Below are 16,195 nucleotides of genomic sequence, written 5' to 3'. Positions count from 1 at the left end.
CTCGTTACAGCCCGAGCATCATCTTCGCGATGATGTTCTTCTGGATCTCGTTCGAGCCGCCGAAGATCGACAGCTTGCGATTGTTGAAGTACTGCTGCGCGGCGCTCGCGGCGTCCTCCGGGCCGACCGGCTCGCCGCCGCCATCCGCATGGCCGGCGTCGAGCGCGTCTTCGACGAACGGCCGCGCGTACGGCCCCATCGCGCGGCGCATCAGCGCGGTGATTTCCTGGCGGATCTGCGTGCCGCGGATCTTCAGCATCGAGCTCTCGGCCCCCGGCACGCCGCCGCCGGCGACCGCGGCCAGCACGCGCAGGTTCGTCGTGCGCATGTTCTCGAGCTCGATCTCGACGCGCGCGACGCGTGCCGCGAAGAACGGATCGTCCGCGAGCGGCCGGCCGTTCTTCGTGACCTTCGCGGCGACCGCGCGCAGCCGCTCGAGCGCGGCCGTCGAGAAGCCGATCCCGGCGATGTTGGTGCGTTCGTACGTGAGCAGGTATTTCGCGCAGGTCCAGCCGCGGTTCTCTTCGCCGACCCGGTTCTCCACCGGCACGCGCACGTCGGTGAAGAACACCTCGTTCACCTCGTGCTCGCCGTCGAGCGTGATGATCGGGCGGACTTCGACGCCCGGCGTATTCATGTCGATCAGCAGGAAGCTGATGCCCTCCTGCTTGCGCACGTCGGTCGCGGTGCGCACGAGACAGAAGATCATGTTCGCGTAGTGGCCGAGCGTGGTCCACGTCTTCTGGCCGTTCACGACGTAGTGCTCGCCCTGCGCGTCGAGGCCGCGCACCGCGCTCGTCTTCACCGACGCGAGATCGGAACCGGCGCCCGGCTCCGAGTAGCCCTGGCACCACCAATCGGTGCCGTCCAGGATGCGCGGCAGCCAGTGGCGCTTCTGCGCTTCGCTGCCGTACTTGATCAGCACGGGCCCGAGCATGTTCACGCCGAACGGCACGATGCGCGGCGCCCCCGCAAGCGCGCATTCGTTGTCGAACAGGAACTTCTGCGCGACGCTCCAGCCGGGGCCGCCGTACTCGCGCGGCCAGTGGCTCGCGAGCCAGCCGCGCGCATTGAGGATCGCGTGCCATTCGCGCATGTCGTCACGCGTCAGGTGCAAACCGCCCTTCACCTTGCGCGCGGTGCGCGCCGGTAGTTCGGCGGCGAGGAAGCGCTGCACGTCGGTGCGGAACGCTTCCTCTTCGGGGGTGAAATCGAGGTTCATCGTGGGTCCGTTGCGAATGCGGTGGGCGTTCAGTCGATGCGGTTCAGGCTCGCGAAGTCCGCGCCGCGCTCGACCAGCTCGACGATCAGCGGCGACGGTTTCCAGAACAGCGGATCTTCCTGCACGAACGCGCGGATGTCGGCGAGCACGCTCGCGAGGCCGACCGTGTCCGCGTAGTGCATCGGGCCGCCGCGATGACGCGGGAAGCCATAGCCGTACAGGAACACCGCGTCGACGTCGAGCGGGCGCAGCGCGATCTTCTCGTGCACGACGTTCGCGCCTTCGTTGATCATCGCAGCGAGGTAGCGGCGCAGGATCTCGTCGTCGGTGAACGTGCGCGGCGTGATGCCCTGCTTCGCGCGCGCGTCGGCGACGATGGCCTCGACTTCCGGGTCCGGCGTGCCGACGCGCGCGCCGTCCGGATACAGGTAGTAGCCGCGCGCCGTCTTCTGCCCGAACCAGCCGCGCTCGCACAGCCGGTCGGAAATCTCCACGTAGCGCGCGCGCGGGTCGCGCGTCGCCGCGCGGCGCTTGCGGGTCGCCCAGCCGATGTCGCCGCCCGCGAGGTCGACGACCTGGAACGGCCCCATCGGGAAGCCGAACTCGCGCACCGCGCGATCGATCTGGTACGGCGACGCGCCGTCCTCCATCAGGTAGTCGGCCGCGGTGCGGTAGACCGCGAGGATCCGGTTGCCGATGAAGCCGTCGCACACGCCCGCGCGCACCGGCGTCTTCTTCAGCTGTTTGGCCAGCGCGAATGCGGTCGCGACGACCTCCGCGCTCACGCGCGCCGGCACAACGATCTCGAGCAGCTTCATCACGTTGGCCGGCGAGAAGAAGTGCAGGCCGATCACGTCGGCCGGCCGGTCGATGCTCGCGGCCAGTTCGTCGATGTCGAGATACGACGTGTTGGTCGCGAGCACCGCGCCCGGCTTGCACACGCGCGCGAGTTCGGTGAACACCGCCTGCTTCACGGCCATGTCTTCGAACACGGCCTCGATCACGACGTCGGCCTGCGCGAGCGCGTCGTACGACGTGCTGCCCTTGAAGCGTGCAAGGCGCGCCGCGTGCGCGGCCGGCGTCATCCGGCCCTTCGCGACGAGACCGTCGTACACCTTCTCGACATACGCGCGGCCGCGCGCGAGCGACGCTTCGTCGCGTTCGATCATCGTCACGGGCAGCCCGGCATCGAGCGCCGCGACCGCGATGCCCGCGCCCATCGTGCCGCCGCCGACCACGCCGATCCGCTCGACCGGACGCGCGCTCGCGCGGCGCGCCTCGGGCGCCTTCGCGGCCTCGCGTTCCGCGAAGAACGCATGCACGAGGCCCGCGCGCTGCGGGCTGTCGAGGCATTGCAGGAACAGGCTGCGTTCGAGCTTCATCCCCGCGTCGAACGACTGCGTGAGCGCGGCCTCGACCGCGTCGACGATCTTCGCCGGCGAGAACAGGCCGCGCGACTTTCTCGGCAAGTCGGCGCGCGCGGCGTCGATCGCGGCCTGCGCGGCCGCGCGATCGGCGAGCCCCCGCGCGTCGCGGGTGCGCCGCGCCGGCGCGCCGAGCGACACGAGTTCCTGCGCATAGGCCAGGCCTTCGGCGAGCGTGTCGTCGCTGTGCGCGACGCGGTCGACGAGGCCGAGCGCGAGCGCTTCGTCGGCGCTCGCGTGACGCCCGGTCAGCATCAGGTCGAGCGCGGCCTTCGCGCCGATCAGGCGCGGCGCGCGCTGCGTGCCGCCCGCGCCGGGCAGCAGGCCGAGCGTCACTTCGGGCAGCCCGAGCTTCGCGCCGGGCACCGCGAGCCGGTAATGCGCGGCGAGCGCGACCTCGAGGCCGCCGCCGAGCGTCGCGCCGTGCAGCGCGACCACGACCGGCTTCGCGCTCGACTCGATCCGCTCGCACACGTCGGGCAGCGACGGCGGCACCGGCGGCTTGCCGAACTCGCGGATGTCGGCGCCCGCGATGAAGTTGCGGCCGGCACCGACGATCAGCACCGCGCGGATCGCAGCGTCGGCCTGCGCGGCGTCGAGCGCGTCGGCGAGACCGCGCCGCACGTCGGCGGACAGCGCGTTGACGGGCGGATGGTCGATCGTGACGACGAGCACCTTGTCGCGCCGTTCGCGCGTGACGGTGCCGGCCTGGGAGGGTTCAGGGGAAGCTGTTGAATTCATGGTGTCTCCGTGCGGTGCGCCGGTCGGGAGCCGCAGGACCGGGTGGCAGTGCCGGTACCCGATCCACGTCCCGCGCGGCGGGAAACGATCCGGCGTGTTTGCCGGGCATGACTCGATTCTCGATTGATCGAGATTCATTGACAATTCCCGCACAGCTTTACAAGCTGTCAAGTCTGACTTGACATTGAATGCTTTCGAACCGTTTCGGGCCATTAAACGGGACGGATCAGGAGACACCGGGCATGGACCTGAACGCGCTGACGCTGCTCGTCGAGATCCTCGACGCGGGCAACCTGAGCAAGGCCGCGCAGCGGCTCAAGATGAGCCGCGCGAACGTCAGCTACCGGCTGAACCAGCTCGAACGCTCGATCGGCCAGCAGCTCGTGCGGCGCACGACGCGCCGCATCGAGCCGACCGAGATCGGGCTGAAGCTGTACGAGCACGGCCGGCGCATCCGCAACGAACTGCTCGCGGCGCAGGAATCGGTGACGACGCTCGGCCAGGACCTGCAGGGCCGCGTGCGGCTGTCGGTGCCGAGCGGCTACGGGCAGATGGTGATGTCCGACTGGCTGCTCGCGTTCAAGCGGCTGCATCCGGGCATCGTGCTCGACGTGGTGTTCGAGAATCGCGTGGAAGACCTGATGCGCGACGAGATCGACATCGCGGTGCGCGTGATGCCGGAGCCGCCGCAGAACCTCGTCGCGCGCGACATGGGCGCGGTGCGCTACGTCGCGTGCGCGTCGGCCGCGTTCGCGGCCGCGCACGGAATGCCGGCGAGCCTCGGCGCGCTGGCCGCCGCGCCGGTCGTCACCGCGACGGTGATGGGCCGGCAGTTGCGGATCGCCGCGTATCTCGGCGACGAGCGCCACGAGGTGCTGCTCGAGCCCACGCTGATTTCGGAGAACTTCCTGTTCCTGCGCCAGGCGATCCTCGCCGGGATCGGCGTCGGCATCGTGCCCGACTACGTGATGCAGGACGACATGCGGCGCGGCACGGTCGTCACGTCGCTCGACGCGTACCGGCTCAGCATCTTCGGCACGCACATGTACATGCTCTACATGCCGAACCGGCACCACACGCGTGCGACGTCGACGTTCATAGAGTTCATCCTCGAACAGGCCGGAAAGACCGGCCGGGGCGGGCCCGGCGCGATGCGTCAGGGTTTCCTGTCGGATGACAATCCGCCGGCCGCGCGGCGACAATAGCGCGCCGCGTGCGCACGGCGCGTGCGATGCCGGCGCCGCCGCCTCCTTCGAATTCATAGTTGCCGAGGGTTCAATGTTCGACCGGATTCGTCCGCATTCGCGTCCCCGGACGCTCGCCGCCGCGCTCGCGCTCGTTGCGCTCGTCGCCTTCGGCACCGGCTGCACGTCCCCGTCCGCGCCGTCGGGCGCCGTCGTCCCGGTCGCCGCCGCGTCGGGCGCCGCGGTGCCGCTGCCCGGCGTCCATGCGCCCGAACTGTCGTCCGGCTGGACCGACAAGCCGGGCTGGACCTCGCAGCACTTCATGATCGCGGCCGCGAACCCGCTCGCGACGCAGGCCGGCTACGAGATGCTGAAGGCCGGCGGCACGGCGATCGACGCGGCGATCGCGACGCAGATGGTGCTCGCGCTGGTCGAGCCGCAGTCGTCCGGGCTCGGCGGCGGCGCGTTCATGCTGTACTTCGACGGCCGCGCAACGCAGGCGTACGACGGCCGCGAGACCGCGCCGGCCGCCGCGACCGACCGCCTGTTCTACGGCCCGACCGGCCAGCCGATGAGCTTCTACGAAGGTGTCGTCGGCGGGCGTTCGGTCGGCACGCCCGGCGTGCTGCGGATGCTCGACGCCGCGCATCGCGCGCACGGCAAGCTGCCGTGGCGCCGGCTGTTCCAGCCCGCGATCCGGCTCGCCGAACACGGCTTCACGATCAGCCCGCGCCTGGCGATGCTGATCGCGAACGACAAGTACCTGATGAACGACCCGGCCGCGCGCGCGTACTTCTACAACCAGGACGGCACGCCGAAGGCGGCCGGCACCGTACTGAAGAACCCCGCGCTCGCGACCGTGCTGCGCCAGGTCGCCGACCGCGGCGCGAACGCGTTCTACAGCGGGGCGATCGCGCGCGACATCGTCGCGAAGGTGCGCAAGCACCCGACCAACCCGGGCCTGCTGTCGGTCCAGGATCTCGCGCGCTACAAGGCGAAGGTGCGCGCGCCGCTGTGCGCCGACTACCGGCGCTCGATTGTCTGCGGGATGCCGCCGCCGTCGTCGGGCGGCCTCGCGATCGCGCAGATGCTCGGCATTCTCGAAGCGATGCCCGACTGGCAGCAGATCGGCGCGCAGAAGCCGGTGCGCAACGACGTCGGCTACGAGCCGACGCCGTTCGCCGCGCACCTGTTCAGCGAAGCCGGGCGCCTCGCGTATGCGGACCGCGCGCGCTATGTCGCCGATCCTGATTTCGCGCCGCTGCCGGGCGGCAGCTGGGCGAGCCTCACCGACAAGGCCTATCTCGCGCAGCGCGCGCGCCTGATCGGCGACACCAGCATGGGCGTCGCGCAGGCCGGCACGCCGCAGGGCGCGACGCTCGCGCTGGCCGACGACCGCAGCCCCGAATTGCCGTCGACGTCCGACATCGCGATCGTCGACCGCTACGGCCAGGCGCTGTCGATGACGACCAGCGTCGAGGACGCGTTCGGTTCGCGGCTGATGGTGCGCGGCTTCATGCTGAACAACCAGCTCACCGATTTCTCGTTCGTGCCGAGCGAGAACGGCCGGCCCGTCGCGAACCGCGTGCAGCCCGGCAAGCGGCCGCGCTCGGCGATGTCGCCGGAACTCGTGTTCGACCAGAAGACGAAGCAGGTGACGATGATCGTCGGCTCGGCCGGCGGCCCCGCGATCATCAACCACGTCGCGAAGGCGCTGGTCGGCGTGCTCGACTGGGGGATGACGATGCAGCAGGCGATCGCGCTGCCGAACTTCGGGTCGATGAACGGGCCGACGCAGCTCGAGCGCGGCCGCGTGTCGGATGCGCTCGCCGACGGGCTGAAGGGCCGCGGGCACGACGTGCGGATCGTCGAGATGAACTCGGGGCTGCAGGGAATCCAGCGGCTGAACGTGCAGGGGCAGACGGTGTGGTTTGGGGGTGCGGATCCGCGGCGGGAAGGGGTGGCGATGGGGGATTGAGGGCGGCAGAGGCGGCGCGCATGGGCCGCCTGCTCCGTATCATCCGCGCCCCTTCCACGGCACCACCCGCCGCTCGACCCATCGCATCGCGAGATCGAACAGCCACGCGATCGCGCCGATGATCAGGATGCCCATCACGACGATATCGGTGCGCAGGAAGCTCGACGCATTGAGCACCATCTGCCCGAGCCCGGCCGTCGCGGCGACCATCTCGGCCGCCACGAGCGTCGTCCAGCCGAAGCCGATCGCGATCCGCAGCCCCGTGAGGATCTCCGGCAGCGCGGCCGGCAGCACGACGTGCCGCACGATCTGCGCGAAGCTGCCACCGAGCGAATACGCGGCGTTGATCTGCTCGACCGTCGCGGCGCGCACGCCGGCGCGGGCGGCCATCGCGACAGGCGCGAAGCACGCGAGGAAGATCACGACGAGCTTCGCCGTCTCGTCGATGCCGAACCAGATCACGACCAGCGGCAGGTACGCGAGCGGCGGCAGCGGCCGGTAGAACTCCAGCAGCGGATCGAGCACGCCGCGTGCGACCCGGCTCACGCCCATCAGGATGCCGGCCGGCACGCCGATCGCGGTGGCGAGCACGAACGCGCCGAATACGCGCGCGGCGCTCCACAGCAGGTGCTCGGACAATGGCAGGCCGCCCTGGATGCGGCCATGCCACGCATCGACGAACGCGGTCCACACCGCTTCCGGCGATGGCAGAAAGAGCGGCGACAGCCACTGCCGATGCGTCGCGACCCACCACAGCACGGCCAGCGCCGCGACCGTCGCCGCGCTGAGCGCTGCCGTCTTGCCCTGCCCCGGCAGCCGGTAACGGTGCGATGCGCGCACGGGACGCGCCGTGTGGCGCCGTTGTCTCGCGTGCGCATCCTGTTCGAAGTCGGCGGCCGCTCGATCGGCCGCCCACGAATCCTGCGTGCTCATGTCTTCCTGCCTGTGCAATGTACTGATCCGGTGGCGCCCGACGGACGCGCCCTGCCGTGCGAATTCATGCATCACGCGGTCTCCGCGACCGCCTCGTCGCGATGCAGGTACGCGATCAGCCGCTCGCGCCATGCGATGAAATCCGGCGACGACTTCACCGCGCGCGCATCGCGCGATTCGACGTAGCGCCGCGCGAACGGCAGTTCAAAGGTTTCCGCGATGCGGCCGGGGCCGGGCGTCATCACGACGAGGCGCGTCGCGAGGAACAGCGCCTCCTCGACGTCGTGCGTGATGAAGAACACCGTCTTGCCGGTGCGCGCCCACACGTCGAGCACGAGCGCCTGCATCGTGCCGCGCGTCATCGCATCGAGCGCGCCCATCGGTTCGTCCATCAGCAGCACGCGCGGGTCGCTCGCGAGCGCACGCGCGATGCCGACGCGCTGCTGCATCCCGCCCGACAGTTCGTACACGCGCGCGTGCGCATGGCGCTCGAGGCCGACGAGCGCGAGCATCTCGCTCGCGCGCGCGTCGCGTTCGGCCTTCGACACGCGCGCGAAGCGCAGCCCGAGCGCGACGTTGTCGAGCACGTCGAGCCACGGCAACAGCGCGTATTTCTGGAACACGACGCCGCGATCGGCGCCGGGCCCCGTGACCGGCACGCCGTCGACGCGCACGTCGCCGGTCGTCGGCGCGACGAAGCCGGCCATGCAGTTCAGCAGCGTCGTCTTCCCGCATCCGGACGCGCCGAGCGCGACGACGAACTCACCGCTGTCGATGCGCAGGTCGACGCGCGCGAGTGCCTGCGTCGTCGGCCGACCGCGCTCGTCCGGATAGGCGACCGATACCTGACGGACTTCCAGCGTGCTCATGATCGACGGCTCCGCGATGAATGGCCTGGGTTGCCGCGCTCAGCGCGCGGCCTTCTGCACGAACTGCGGATCGACGCCGACCGAGTAGTCGGCGAGCACCGTCTGGATCGTGCCCTGTGCTTTCAGGAACGCGGCGGTGGCCGCGAGCGACTTCGCGGCGCCCGACTGCGCACCACCGCCGAGCCACGTCGGCGACGCCTGCTCGGCCGGCGTCGGGAACGCGTAGAGCGCGAGGCTGGCCGGCACGTCCTGCGCGTTCGCGCCCGACACCTTCGCGACCGCCGCGACCTGCGGCGAACCGGGCTTCCACCCGGCCGTGTGCGCGCGGTAATCGGCATCGGCGGACGCCAGCACCTTCACGAAGCGTGCGACGAACTCGGGGTTCTCACGCGCGAACTTGCGGCTCACGACGAAGCCGTCGAAGGTCGCCTTGCCGCTTTGTTTCGCGACCTGTCCCGACGTCGTCAGCACGGTGCCCGACTGCTTGACCTTCGCGAGCACCGGATCCCAGATGTAGGTCGCGTCGATGTCGCCGCGCGCCCACGCGGCCGCGACCTCGGGCGGACGCAGGTTGACGATCTTCACGTCGTTCGGATTGACGCCCGCGGCCTGCAGCGCGACGAGCGTATGGAAATGCGACGTCGACACGAACGGCACGCCGATCTTCCTGCCCTTCAGCGCGGCGACGCTGGTCACGCCCGAGCCGTTGCGCGCGACGAGCGCCTCGGCGTCGTTGATGTTGTCGAGCACCCAGAACAGCGAGATGTCGAGCCCTTGCGACAGGCCCGCCGCGATCGGGCTGGAGCCGGCCTCGCCGAGCTGCACGGAGCCCGACGCGAGCGCGCGGATCACGTCGGCGCCGCTGTCGAGCTTGCGGAACCTGACCTTGTAGCCGGTCGCCTTCTCGACTTCACCGCTCGCCTGCGCGTAGCGCCACGGCACGACCATGTCCTGGTACGCGATCACGACTTCGCGCGATTCGGCGTGCGCCGCGCCGAGCGCGGCAAAGGCGGTCAGCGCGACGATGGCGCGGCGGATGAAGCTGAAACGGGACATGCGGCTCTCCTTCGAATGCGGGCATTGCTGCGGGAGAGCCGACTTTACGAGCTTTGCGCGCGGCGGGAGCGAACTTATCCTGCGAAGCTATCGATGGCGTTTCGGCTTTGCTTTCCATGCTGGATTGAATGGGGACGACGATCGAGCGGCAATCGATGTGCCAAAACATGCCGTCATCACTCTCCCTTTACCGTCGACGGGAATCGTTCACTCCCTTTCACGCGTGCAACGTTTCATACAAGTCCCATATCAATTCACCAGAGCAGACGTTAGGGTTCCATATCGAATCAAGGAGCCGTCTCCTCAATCGCAATCAGATAGATACTCATGAAAACCAAGTACGATTTGCTGGAAATGAGAGACGTTTGGATCGACGCCTACATGAACGGCGACATCGATCAACTGAACTTTGTAGAGAGCTCTCATTTCTTCGTGAAGCGACGCGACCGGACAGTCACCAAGCTTCAGCAAATATCTTTTATACGGCAGCGCCTGTCTGAAAACACCTGGCCAGATGTCGGTCTACGCGTTCACGATGAAATCACGGAGGTCGAGAGAAACCGGCTTTGGGCATCGATTTCCGGCACGGGTTCAATGCGACGTGGCGGAAGAACACTCATCCGATTTGATTTTCTGGAGCTATGGCTGATCAACGGCGGCCGATGGCAGATTGCCGCGCTTTGCTACGACGAGAAAGAGCGCGAAGGCAATGAGATGGCAGATCGACGCGGGGCTGCATAGACATCAAATCTCTGGCCGCGCCAACGAAAAAGCCCGCATCGCTGCGGGCTTGGTTCGACTGCGTGACTGCTGCGGAACGGCGGAATACGGCGCTCAGACCACCCCTGCCCCATGCGCCTGCAAATCGGCGTGATAGCTCGACCGCACCATCGCGCCGACGGCCGCATGCGTGAAGCCCATCTTGTACGCCTCTTCCTCATACATCTTGAACGTATCCGGATGCACGTACGCACGCACCGGCAGGTGGTGCTCGGACGGCTGCAGGTACTGGCCGATCGTCAGCATGTCGACGTCGTGCGCGCGCAGGTCGCGCATCACCTGCAGGATTTCCTCTTCGGTCTCGCCGAGGCCGACCATCAGGCCCGACTTCGTCGCGACGTCCGGATGCAGCGCCTTGAAATCCTTCAGCAGCTTCAGCGAATGCGCGTAGTCCGAACCCGGGCGCGCTTCCTTGTACAGGCGCGGCACCGTTTCGAGGTTGTGGTTCATCACGTCCGGCGGTGCCGCGTTCAGGATCGAGATCGCGCGGTCGAGACGGCCGCGGAAATCCGGCGTCAGGATCTCGATGCGCGTTTCCGGCGACTGCGCGCGCGTTTCGCGGATGCACTCGACGAAGTGGGCGGCGCCGCCGTCGCGCAGGTCGTCGCGGTCGACGCTCGTGATCACCACGTACTTGAGCTTGAGCGCGGCGATCGTGCGCGCGAGGTTCTTCGGTTCGTCCGCGTCGAGCGGATCGGGGCGGCCGTGGCCGACGTCGCAGAAGGGGCAGCGGCGCGTGCACTTGTCGCCCATGATCATGAACGTCGCGGTGCCCTTGCCGAAGCATTCGCCGATGTTCGGGCAGCTCGCTTCCTCGCACACGGTGTGCAGGTTGTGCTCGCGCAGGATCGTCTTGATCTCGTTGAAGCGCGAGCTGCCGGTGGCCGCCTTCACGCGGATCCACTCCGGCTTCTTCAGCTTCTCGATCGGAATGACCTTGATCGGAATGCGCGCCGTCTTCGCCTGCGCCTTCTGCTTGGCGGTCGGATCGTAGGCAGCGGTCGCGGCCGAATCGGCCGGTGCGGGGGAAGCGGTAACGTCAGTCATTCGAATGTTCCAGTGCCTGCGGCTTGTCGGCGGCCGCGGGTTCGCCATCGAGGTTGGCAATCAGACGACCCACCAGCGTGTGGGCGACGTCGTTCCAGTCGGCGGCAACCTCGAGGCTCGCCATGTCGACGGTTTCCAGTCCGGCATAGCCGCACGGGTTGATCGCAAGAAACGGGCGCAGATCCATCTTCACGTTCAGGCTCAGCCCGTGATAGCTGCAGCCGTTGCGGATCTTCAGGCCGAGGGCCGCGATCTTCGCGCCTTCGTGCACGCCGGAAGCCACGTAGATTCCCGGCGCGCCCGCCTTGCGGACCGAAGCGAGATTATACGCCGCGAGGGTTTCGATCACGGCCTCCTCGATCTTCGTCACGAGCGTGCGCACCATCAGCTTGCGCCGGCGCAGGTCCAGCAGCAGGTAGACGACGATCTGGCCGGGGCCGTGGTAGGTGATCTGTCCGCCGCGGTCGACCTTCACGAGCGGCACGCCGCTGTCGGCCACCAGCAGGTGGGCCGGGTCACCGGCCTGGCCGAGCGTGTAGACGGGCGGATGCTCGACGACCCAGATTTCGTCGCCGGTGTCGGCCGTGCGCGTGTCAGTGAACGCGCGCATCGCGTCGAAGCTCGTCTCGTAGGCCTCGCTGCCCCGCCAGCGCACGGTGACCGGCGCGACAGGCTGAACCGGAGACCCGGCGGGCGATTCGGAAACAGCGACAGGCGTGGACACGATGGCAACCGGCGAGACGGACATGGGCGGTAGTTTACCGAAAACCCATGGGTCTCGCCGGCCTTGGAAAGGGACGGATCAAGGGTATCCGTCAGAGGAAAGTCCCGTCAGACGGTGCGCCAGCCGTCGTGGAGCACCGCATTCACGCGATTGCGCAGCCGCGCGAGCGCGCCGCGCGCGACTTCCCCGGCCGGCCGCGACACCGAGAACGCGACATGTGCGCCCTGCCCGCTTTCCGCGCTGAGCCACAGCCGCTCGCCGCGGCGCAGCTTCAGCGTCTCGCCGTCGACCAGGAAGTAGTCTTCGACGTCGTTGCTGCGCGTCGCCCACACCGGTCCGCACTGCACCGTCAGACGCGTGCTGCGTTGCACCTTCATCGGCACGGTCTCGCCCGCGGGGATTTCGAACGTGACGCTTGAAGAGATTTCTTGCATGATCGACTCCGCCAATAAATGCTTCGATGGCTACAATCGTAGTCATTCAAAGGCGTCCGACCAAACGACCAATTTTCACGTCGATGTGAGGAAAATTAGCAAATGGACCTCCGCCAGCTGCCTGCGCTGAATGCGATTCGTGCATTCGAAGCCGCCGCCCGTCACGAGAATTTCTCCCGCGCCGCCGACGAGCTGTACGTCACGCACGGCGCGGTCAGCCACCAGGTGCGCGCGCTCGAGGAGGAGCTCGGCGTGCAGCTGTTCACGCGCAACGGCAAGCGGCTGTGCCTGACCGACGCCGGCATGCGCTACGCGCAGCAGGTCCGCACCGCGCTGATGGTGATCGCCGATGCGACGCGCGACGTGCGCGCAAGCGACCGCGGACGGCGGCTGGTGGTGTCGATGCTGTCGTCGTTCGCCGCGCGCTTCATCACGCCGCGCATCGGCACGTTCATCGAGCGGCATCCGGAAATCGACGTCGAGCTGCAGTCGACCAACTCGCTCACCGATTTCGCGCGCGACGACGTCGACCTGGCGATCCGCTTCGGCTCCGGCAGCTATCCGGGGCTGCATGTCGAGCCGCTGTTCGAGGAGGTGTTCTTTCCGGCGTGCTCGCCGACGCTGAACGGCGGCAAGCTACCGCAGACGCCCGCCGATCTCGTGCACTACAACCTGCTGCGCTCGGACGACGAGCTGTGGCGGCCGTGGTTCGACGCGGCCGGGCTCGCTACGCTGACCGAGCCGAAACGGGGGATTCTGTACCAGGATTCGTCAAACCTGCTGCTGGCCGCGATCGATGGCCAGGGCATAGCGCTGGTGCGCCGCTCGCTCGCGGTGCACGACCTGCTGGACGGGCGCCTCGTGCGCCTGTTCGACATCGACGGGCCGAGCCCGTGGCACTATTTTTTCGTGTGTCCGCCGCCGCTCCTGAACACGCCGCGCGTGCAGGCGTTCAGGACCTGGCTGCTTCAGGAAGTCGCCGAGTACCAGCTGCTGTGCGACGAGCTGGACGCGCGGCGCGCGGCGGGGAAGACCCCCGCCGAGTGCGCGCGGGAAGGCGGATGGAAAGAACTTAGAGCACGACCTTGACCATCGGATGGCCGGTCAGTGCGCGGTAGATGTTGTCGAGCTGTTCCTGGCTCGTCGCGCGCACGGTGATCGTGAGGCCGGTGTAGTTACCGCCGCTCGATGCACGCTCCTCGATCTTCTCGACGTCGATCTCGTTGTCGTGGACGGCCACGACCTTGAAGATCGTGTCCTTGAATTCCGGGTGCGCCTTGCCCATGATCTTGATCGGGAAATCGCACGGAAACTCCAGCAGCGACTCCTTCCGGGTATCGATCGCGCCGGTGACCTCGATGGTTTTGGTCGGTTCGCTCATCACTTTCTCCGGGTTAGGTCAAACTGTTCAAACTCGCGTGCCTTCGCACGCTGGTACGCGTCGTACAACGCCGCGAACACGGGGCCCGGCTTGCCGCCCTGCACGGGCAGGTCGTCGAGCGACGTGACGGGCAAAATTTCCTTCGTGGCCGACGTGATCATGATCTCGTCCGCCGAGCGCAGCTCGACCTCGCTGATCTCGCGCGCGACGAACCGGATTCCGCATTCCTCGGCCAGCTGCTCGACGAGCGCGTAGCGAATCCCTTCGAGGATCTTGTTGCTGCGCGGCGGCGCGAACAGCTCGCCGTTCTTCACGATCCACACGTTCGAAGACGACCCTTCGGTCACGTTGTCGTCGCGCAGCTGGATCGTCTCGAACGCGTCGCGTTCGGCCGCATGCTGCGCCATCAGCACGTTGCCGAGCAGCGAAATCGACTTGATGTCGCAATGCAGCCAGCGACGATCCTCGGCCGTCACGCAGCGCACGCCCTGCGCGCGCTCGTCTTCCGACGGCAGGCGCAGCGGGCTCGTCATCACGAACACCGTCGGCACCGCGTTCGCCGGGAACGCGTGGCCGCGCTTCGCGACGCCGCGCGTCACCTGCAGGTAGACGAGCGCGTTGGTGTCAGCGAGGCCTTCCGCATTCGCGGCGACCACGCGCTCGATCAACGCGCGCCAGCCGGCCGCGTCGTGCGGGTTGTCGATGCCGATCTTCTTCAGGCTGCGCGCGAGCCGGTCCAGATGCTGTTCGATCCGGAACGGCACGTGCGCGCCGTCGTGCGCATAAACGGGGACAACTTCATACACGCCATCGCCGAAAATGAACCCGCGGTCGAGCACCGGGACTCGGGCTTGCGACAGCGGCACCAGTTCCTCCTGCGACGACACGCTGAGGTAGACGATCGGTTCGAATTCGGCTTGGCTCATGGCTATGACAGATGGGGATGAAGTCGTGAAAACAAAGGCCCGTCGCGCTTACTTCTTCTTGCTGAACATCAGCAGGATCGAGTCCCAGATACGTCCGAAGATACCCGCTTCCGGCACGGCCTGCAGGGCGACGACCGGGAATTCGGACAGCGTCTTGCCGTCGGCGACGATCTTCACGGTGCCGACCTGCTGGCCTTGCGCGAGCGGCGCGATCAGCGGCGCGTTGACGTCGACTTCCGTCTTGACCTTGTCGCCGAGGCCGCGCGGCACGGTCGCCCACTGGTCGCCCTTCACGCCGACCGGCACGGTGTTTTCCTTGCCCTTGTAGATGCGCGGCGTCGACATCGCCTGGCCGCCCTTGAACAGGCGCACCGCGTCGAACGCGCTATAGCCGTAGTTCAGCATCTTCATGCTGTCCTGCGTGCGGTCGCCTTCCTTCTGCTCGCCCATCATCACCGACACGAGACGGCGCTGGCCGTCGACGCCCGGGATCGCGCGCTTGGCCGATGCGATCAGGCAGTAGCCGGCCGCCTGCGTATGGCCCGTCTTCAGGCCGTCGACCGTCGGATCCAGCCACAGCAGCCGGTTGCGGTTGCCCTGGCGGATGTTGTTGTACTTGAATTCCTTCTCCGAGAAGATGCCGTAGTACTGCGGAAAATCGCGGATCAGGTGTGCGGACAGCTTCGCGAGGTCGCCGGCCGTCGTGTAGTGGTTCGGGTCGGGCATGCCGTTCACGTCGGCGAAGTGCGTGCCCTTCATGCCGAGACGCTGCGCCTCGTCGTTCATCAGCGTGACGAACTGCCCTTCGCTGCCGCCGACGAGTTCGGCCAGCGCGATCGCGGCGTCGTTGCCCGACTGGATGATCATCCCGTACACGAGGTCGTGTACCGACACCGGCTTGTCCGCCTCGATGAACATGCGCGACTCGTCGGTGCCGACGCGGCGCACGGCGGCGCTCGGCGTGACGATCTGCTCCATCGAGATCTTCTTCTTGTCGAGCGCCTCGAACACCAGGTAGGCCGTCATCAGCTTCGTCAGCGAGGCAGGCTCGACGCGTTCGTCGGCGTTGCCCGAGGCGAGCACCGTGTTGCTCGTCGCATCGACGAGCACCCACGAGCGTGCGTTCACGCCCGGCGGCGGCACCGCGCCCGGCATGAAGGTCGCGGGCGCGCCGGTGAACTGCTCGGCGGCGGCGGCCGGCGCCGCATGCGCGGCCTTGGCCTTGGCGGCCGGCTTCGCCTCGGCGACGACGATCGTCGACGCGAGCGCGACGGGCAGCATCACGCCCAGCGCGACGTTGCGCGCGGCGGTGCCGAAGGCGATGGAAGAAGCGAGGGACTTGAGGCCTTGGGGAGACAGACGCATGATCGATTCAGGCTGGTGGCAGAAAGTGCGGGCGCGAAACGCGCAGGGGTTGAACGGCAAGGCGGCGGGCGTTCCGGCGTTCGTCCGACTGCGTCGGACGGCGCGAAACGCGCCGGTTGGACTCGTGCGGA

The 16,195-nt window shown here is 67.9% G+C and carries 15 protein-coding genes; 4 read left to right on the top strand and 11 right to left on the bottom strand.

The genetic code is table 11. The features are described 5' to 3' along the window. Window positions 1-4 precede the first annotated feature (4 nt). Together DIE22_RS16095 and DIE22_RS16090 are read right to left on the bottom strand one after the other, a co-directional pair. Window positions 5-1,222: an acyl-CoA dehydrogenase family protein gene (locus DIE22_RS16095; protein ID WP_124496660.1), complete on the bottom strand. Its 1,218-nt coding sequence runs from the start codon at window positions 1,220-1,222 to the stop codon at window positions 5-7. 29 nt (window positions 1,223-1,251) lie between these two features. Further along, a complete protein-coding gene (locus tag DIE22_RS16090; RefSeq protein WP_124605487.1) occupies window positions 1,252-3,387 on the bottom strand; it encodes a 3-hydroxyacyl-CoA dehydrogenase NAD-binding domain-containing protein in 2,136 nt (711 codons plus the stop codon). Window positions 3,388-3,629: 242 nt separating this feature from the next. Here DIE22_RS16090 and DIE22_RS16085 point away from each other — a divergent pair, with 242 nt between their 5' ends. Together DIE22_RS16085 and ggt are read left to right on the top strand one after the other, a co-directional pair. Next, the gene (locus DIE22_RS16085) at window positions 3,630-4,592 is read left to right on the top strand and encodes a LysR family transcriptional regulator (RefSeq protein ID WP_124496656.1); all 963 of its coding nucleotides are present in this window, start codon (window positions 3,630-3,632) and stop codon (window positions 4,590-4,592) included. A 73-nt stretch (window positions 4,593-4,665) separates the two neighbouring features. Continuing rightward, complete coding sequence (gene ggt, locus DIE22_RS16080) at window positions 4,666-6,549, top strand: gamma-glutamyltransferase (RefSeq protein WP_124605486.1); 1,884 nt, start codon at window positions 4,666-4,668, stop codon at window positions 6,547-6,549. A 39-nt stretch (window positions 6,550-6,588) separates the two neighbouring features. Here the strand turns inward: ggt and DIE22_RS16075 are convergent, their stop codons facing one another. From DIE22_RS16075 to tauA, 3 genes are read right to left on the bottom strand one after another with little or no spacing between them, the layout of a single operon-like run. Then, window positions 6,589-7,554: an ABC transporter permease subunit gene (locus DIE22_RS16075; RefSeq protein ID WP_124605485.1), complete on the bottom strand. Its 966-nt coding sequence runs from the start codon at window positions 7,552-7,554 to the stop codon at window positions 6,589-6,591. Continuing rightward, window positions 7,554-8,351, bottom strand: coding sequence for a taurine ABC transporter ATP-binding protein (locus tag DIE22_RS16070; RefSeq protein ID WP_124605484.1), 798 nt, complete (start codon window positions 8,349-8,351; stop codon window positions 7,554-7,556). Before DIE22_RS16070 ends, DIE22_RS16075 begins: the two co-directional genes overlap by 1 nt. Before the next feature lie 39 nt (window positions 8,352-8,390). Further along, on the bottom strand, window positions 8,391-9,407 hold the full coding sequence (gene tauA, locus DIE22_RS16065; protein WP_124496650.1) for a taurine ABC transporter substrate-binding protein: 1,017 nt from the start codon (window positions 9,405-9,407) through the stop codon (window positions 8,391-8,393). A gap of 327 nt (window positions 9,408-9,734) precedes the next feature. Between tauA and DIE22_RS16060 the strand changes: the two genes are divergently transcribed. Then, the gene (locus DIE22_RS16060; protein ID WP_124496648.1) at window positions 9,735-10,148 is read left to right on the top strand and encodes a hypothetical protein; all 414 of its coding nucleotides are present in this window, start codon (window positions 9,735-9,737) and stop codon (window positions 10,146-10,148) included. Window positions 10,149-10,241: 93 nt separating this feature from the next. Here DIE22_RS16060 and lipA read toward each other — a convergent pair whose 3' ends face one another. The 3 genes from lipA to DIE22_RS16045 form a co-directional block, all read right to left on the bottom strand. Beyond that, window positions 10,242-11,234 (bottom strand): lipoyl synthase, encoded by a 993-nt coding sequence (lipA, locus tag DIE22_RS16055; protein ID WP_124496646.1) that lies wholly within the window; start codon window positions 11,232-11,234, stop codon window positions 10,242-10,244. Then, a complete protein-coding gene (gene lipB / locus DIE22_RS16050) occupies window positions 11,227-11,982 on the bottom strand; it encodes a lipoyl(octanoyl) transferase LipB (RefSeq protein ID WP_124496644.1) in 756 nt (251 codons plus the stop codon). Before lipB ends, lipA begins: the two co-directional genes overlap by 8 nt. Window positions 11,983-12,065: 83 nt before the next feature. Then, window positions 12,066-12,392: a DUF2917 domain-containing protein gene (locus tag DIE22_RS16045; protein WP_124496642.1), complete on the bottom strand. Its 327-nt coding sequence runs from the start codon at window positions 12,390-12,392 to the stop codon at window positions 12,066-12,068. Window positions 12,393-12,494: 102 nt separating this feature from the next. On the opposite strand from DIE22_RS16045, the gene DIE22_RS16040 reads away from it, so the two are divergent. Next, window positions 12,495-13,481: a transcriptional regulator GcvA gene (locus DIE22_RS16040; RefSeq protein WP_124605483.1), complete on the top strand. Its 987-nt coding sequence runs from the start codon at window positions 12,495-12,497 to the stop codon at window positions 13,479-13,481. Here the strand turns inward: DIE22_RS16040 and DIE22_RS16035 are convergent. From DIE22_RS16035 to DIE22_RS16025, 3 genes are read right to left on the bottom strand one after another with little or no spacing between them, the layout of a single operon-like run. Next, complete coding sequence (locus DIE22_RS16035; protein WP_011353335.1) at window positions 13,465-13,773, bottom strand: YbeD family protein; 309 nt, start codon at window positions 13,771-13,773, stop codon at window positions 13,465-13,467. The two genes, DIE22_RS16040 and DIE22_RS16035, sit on opposite strands and share 17 nt — an antisense overlap. Beyond that, a complete protein-coding gene (locus DIE22_RS16030; RefSeq protein ID WP_124496638.1) occupies window positions 13,773-14,699 on the bottom strand; it encodes a D-amino acid aminotransferase in 927 nt (308 codons plus the stop codon). The genes DIE22_RS16035 and DIE22_RS16030 overlap by 1 nt, the downstream gene beginning before the upstream one ends. 48 nt (window positions 14,700-14,747) lie before the next feature. Beyond that, window positions 14,748-16,064, bottom strand: a complete 1,317-nt coding sequence (locus DIE22_RS16025) for a D-alanyl-D-alanine carboxypeptidase family protein (RefSeq protein WP_124496636.1) — start codon at window positions 16,062-16,064, stop codon at window positions 14,748-14,750. Between the last annotated feature and the right edge of the window lie 131 nt (window positions 16,065-16,195).

Source organism: Burkholderia sp. Bp9142 (assembly GCF_003853415.1).
Taxonomy (GTDB): Bacteria; Pseudomonadota; Gammaproteobacteria; order Burkholderiales; family Burkholderiaceae; genus Burkholderia.
The sequence above is the reverse complement of the archived record's forward strand: the minus strand, read 5'-3'. Positions and strand labels throughout refer to the sequence as shown.

Bases quoted from the DNA above. Each gene is read 5' to 3' on its own strand.
- DIE22_RS16085 (WP_124496656.1), top strand. From the start codon at position 3,630: ATGGACCTGAACGCGCTGACGCTGCTCGTCGAGATCCTCGACGCGGGC.
- DIE22_RS16030 (WP_124496638.1), bottom strand. From the start codon at position 14,699: ATGAGCCAAGCCGAATTCGAACCGATCGTCTACCTCAGCGTGTCGTCG.
- DIE22_RS16090 (WP_124605487.1), bottom strand. From the start codon at position 3,387: ATGAATTCAACAGCTTCCCCTGAACCCTCCCAGGCCGGCACCGTCACG.
- DIE22_RS16095 (WP_124496660.1), bottom strand. From the start codon at position 1,222: ATGAACCTCGATTTCACCCCCGAAGAGGAAGCGTTCCGCACCGACGTG.
- DIE22_RS16075 (WP_124605485.1), bottom strand. From the start codon at position 7,554: ATGCATGAATTCGCACGGCAGGGCGCGTCCGTCGGGCGCCACCGGATC.
- lipA (WP_124496646.1), bottom strand. From the start codon at position 11,234: ATGACTGACGTTACCGCTTCCCCCGCACCGGCCGATTCGGCCGCGACC.
- ggt (WP_124605486.1), top strand. From the start codon at position 4,666: ATGTTCGACCGGATTCGTCCGCATTCGCGTCCCCGGACGCTCGCCGCC.
- DIE22_RS16070 (WP_124605484.1), bottom strand. From the start codon at position 8,351: ATGAGCACGCTGGAAGTCCGTCAGGTATCGGTCGCCTATCCGGACGAG.
- DIE22_RS16060 (WP_124496648.1), top strand. From the start codon at position 9,735: ATGAAAACCAAGTACGATTTGCTGGAAATGAGAGACGTTTGGATCGAC.
- DIE22_RS16035 (WP_011353335.1), bottom strand. From the start codon at position 13,773: ATGAGCGAACCGACCAAAACCATCGAGGTCACCGGCGCGATCGATACC.
- tauA (WP_124496650.1), bottom strand. From the start codon at position 9,407: ATGTCCCGTTTCAGCTTCATCCGCCGCGCCATCGTCGCGCTGACCGCC.
- DIE22_RS16045 (WP_124496642.1), bottom strand. From the start codon at position 12,392: ATGCAAGAAATCTCTTCAAGCGTCACGTTCGAAATCCCCGCGGGCGAG.
- DIE22_RS16040 (WP_124605483.1), top strand. From the start codon at position 12,495: ATGGACCTCCGCCAGCTGCCTGCGCTGAATGCGATTCGTGCATTCGAA.
- lipB (WP_124496644.1), bottom strand. From the start codon at position 11,982: ATGTCCGTCTCGCCGGTTGCCATCGTGTCCACGCCTGTCGCTGTTTCC.
- DIE22_RS16025 (WP_124496636.1), bottom strand. From the start codon at position 16,064: ATGCGTCTGTCTCCCCAAGGCCTCAAGTCCCTCGCTTCTTCCATCGCC.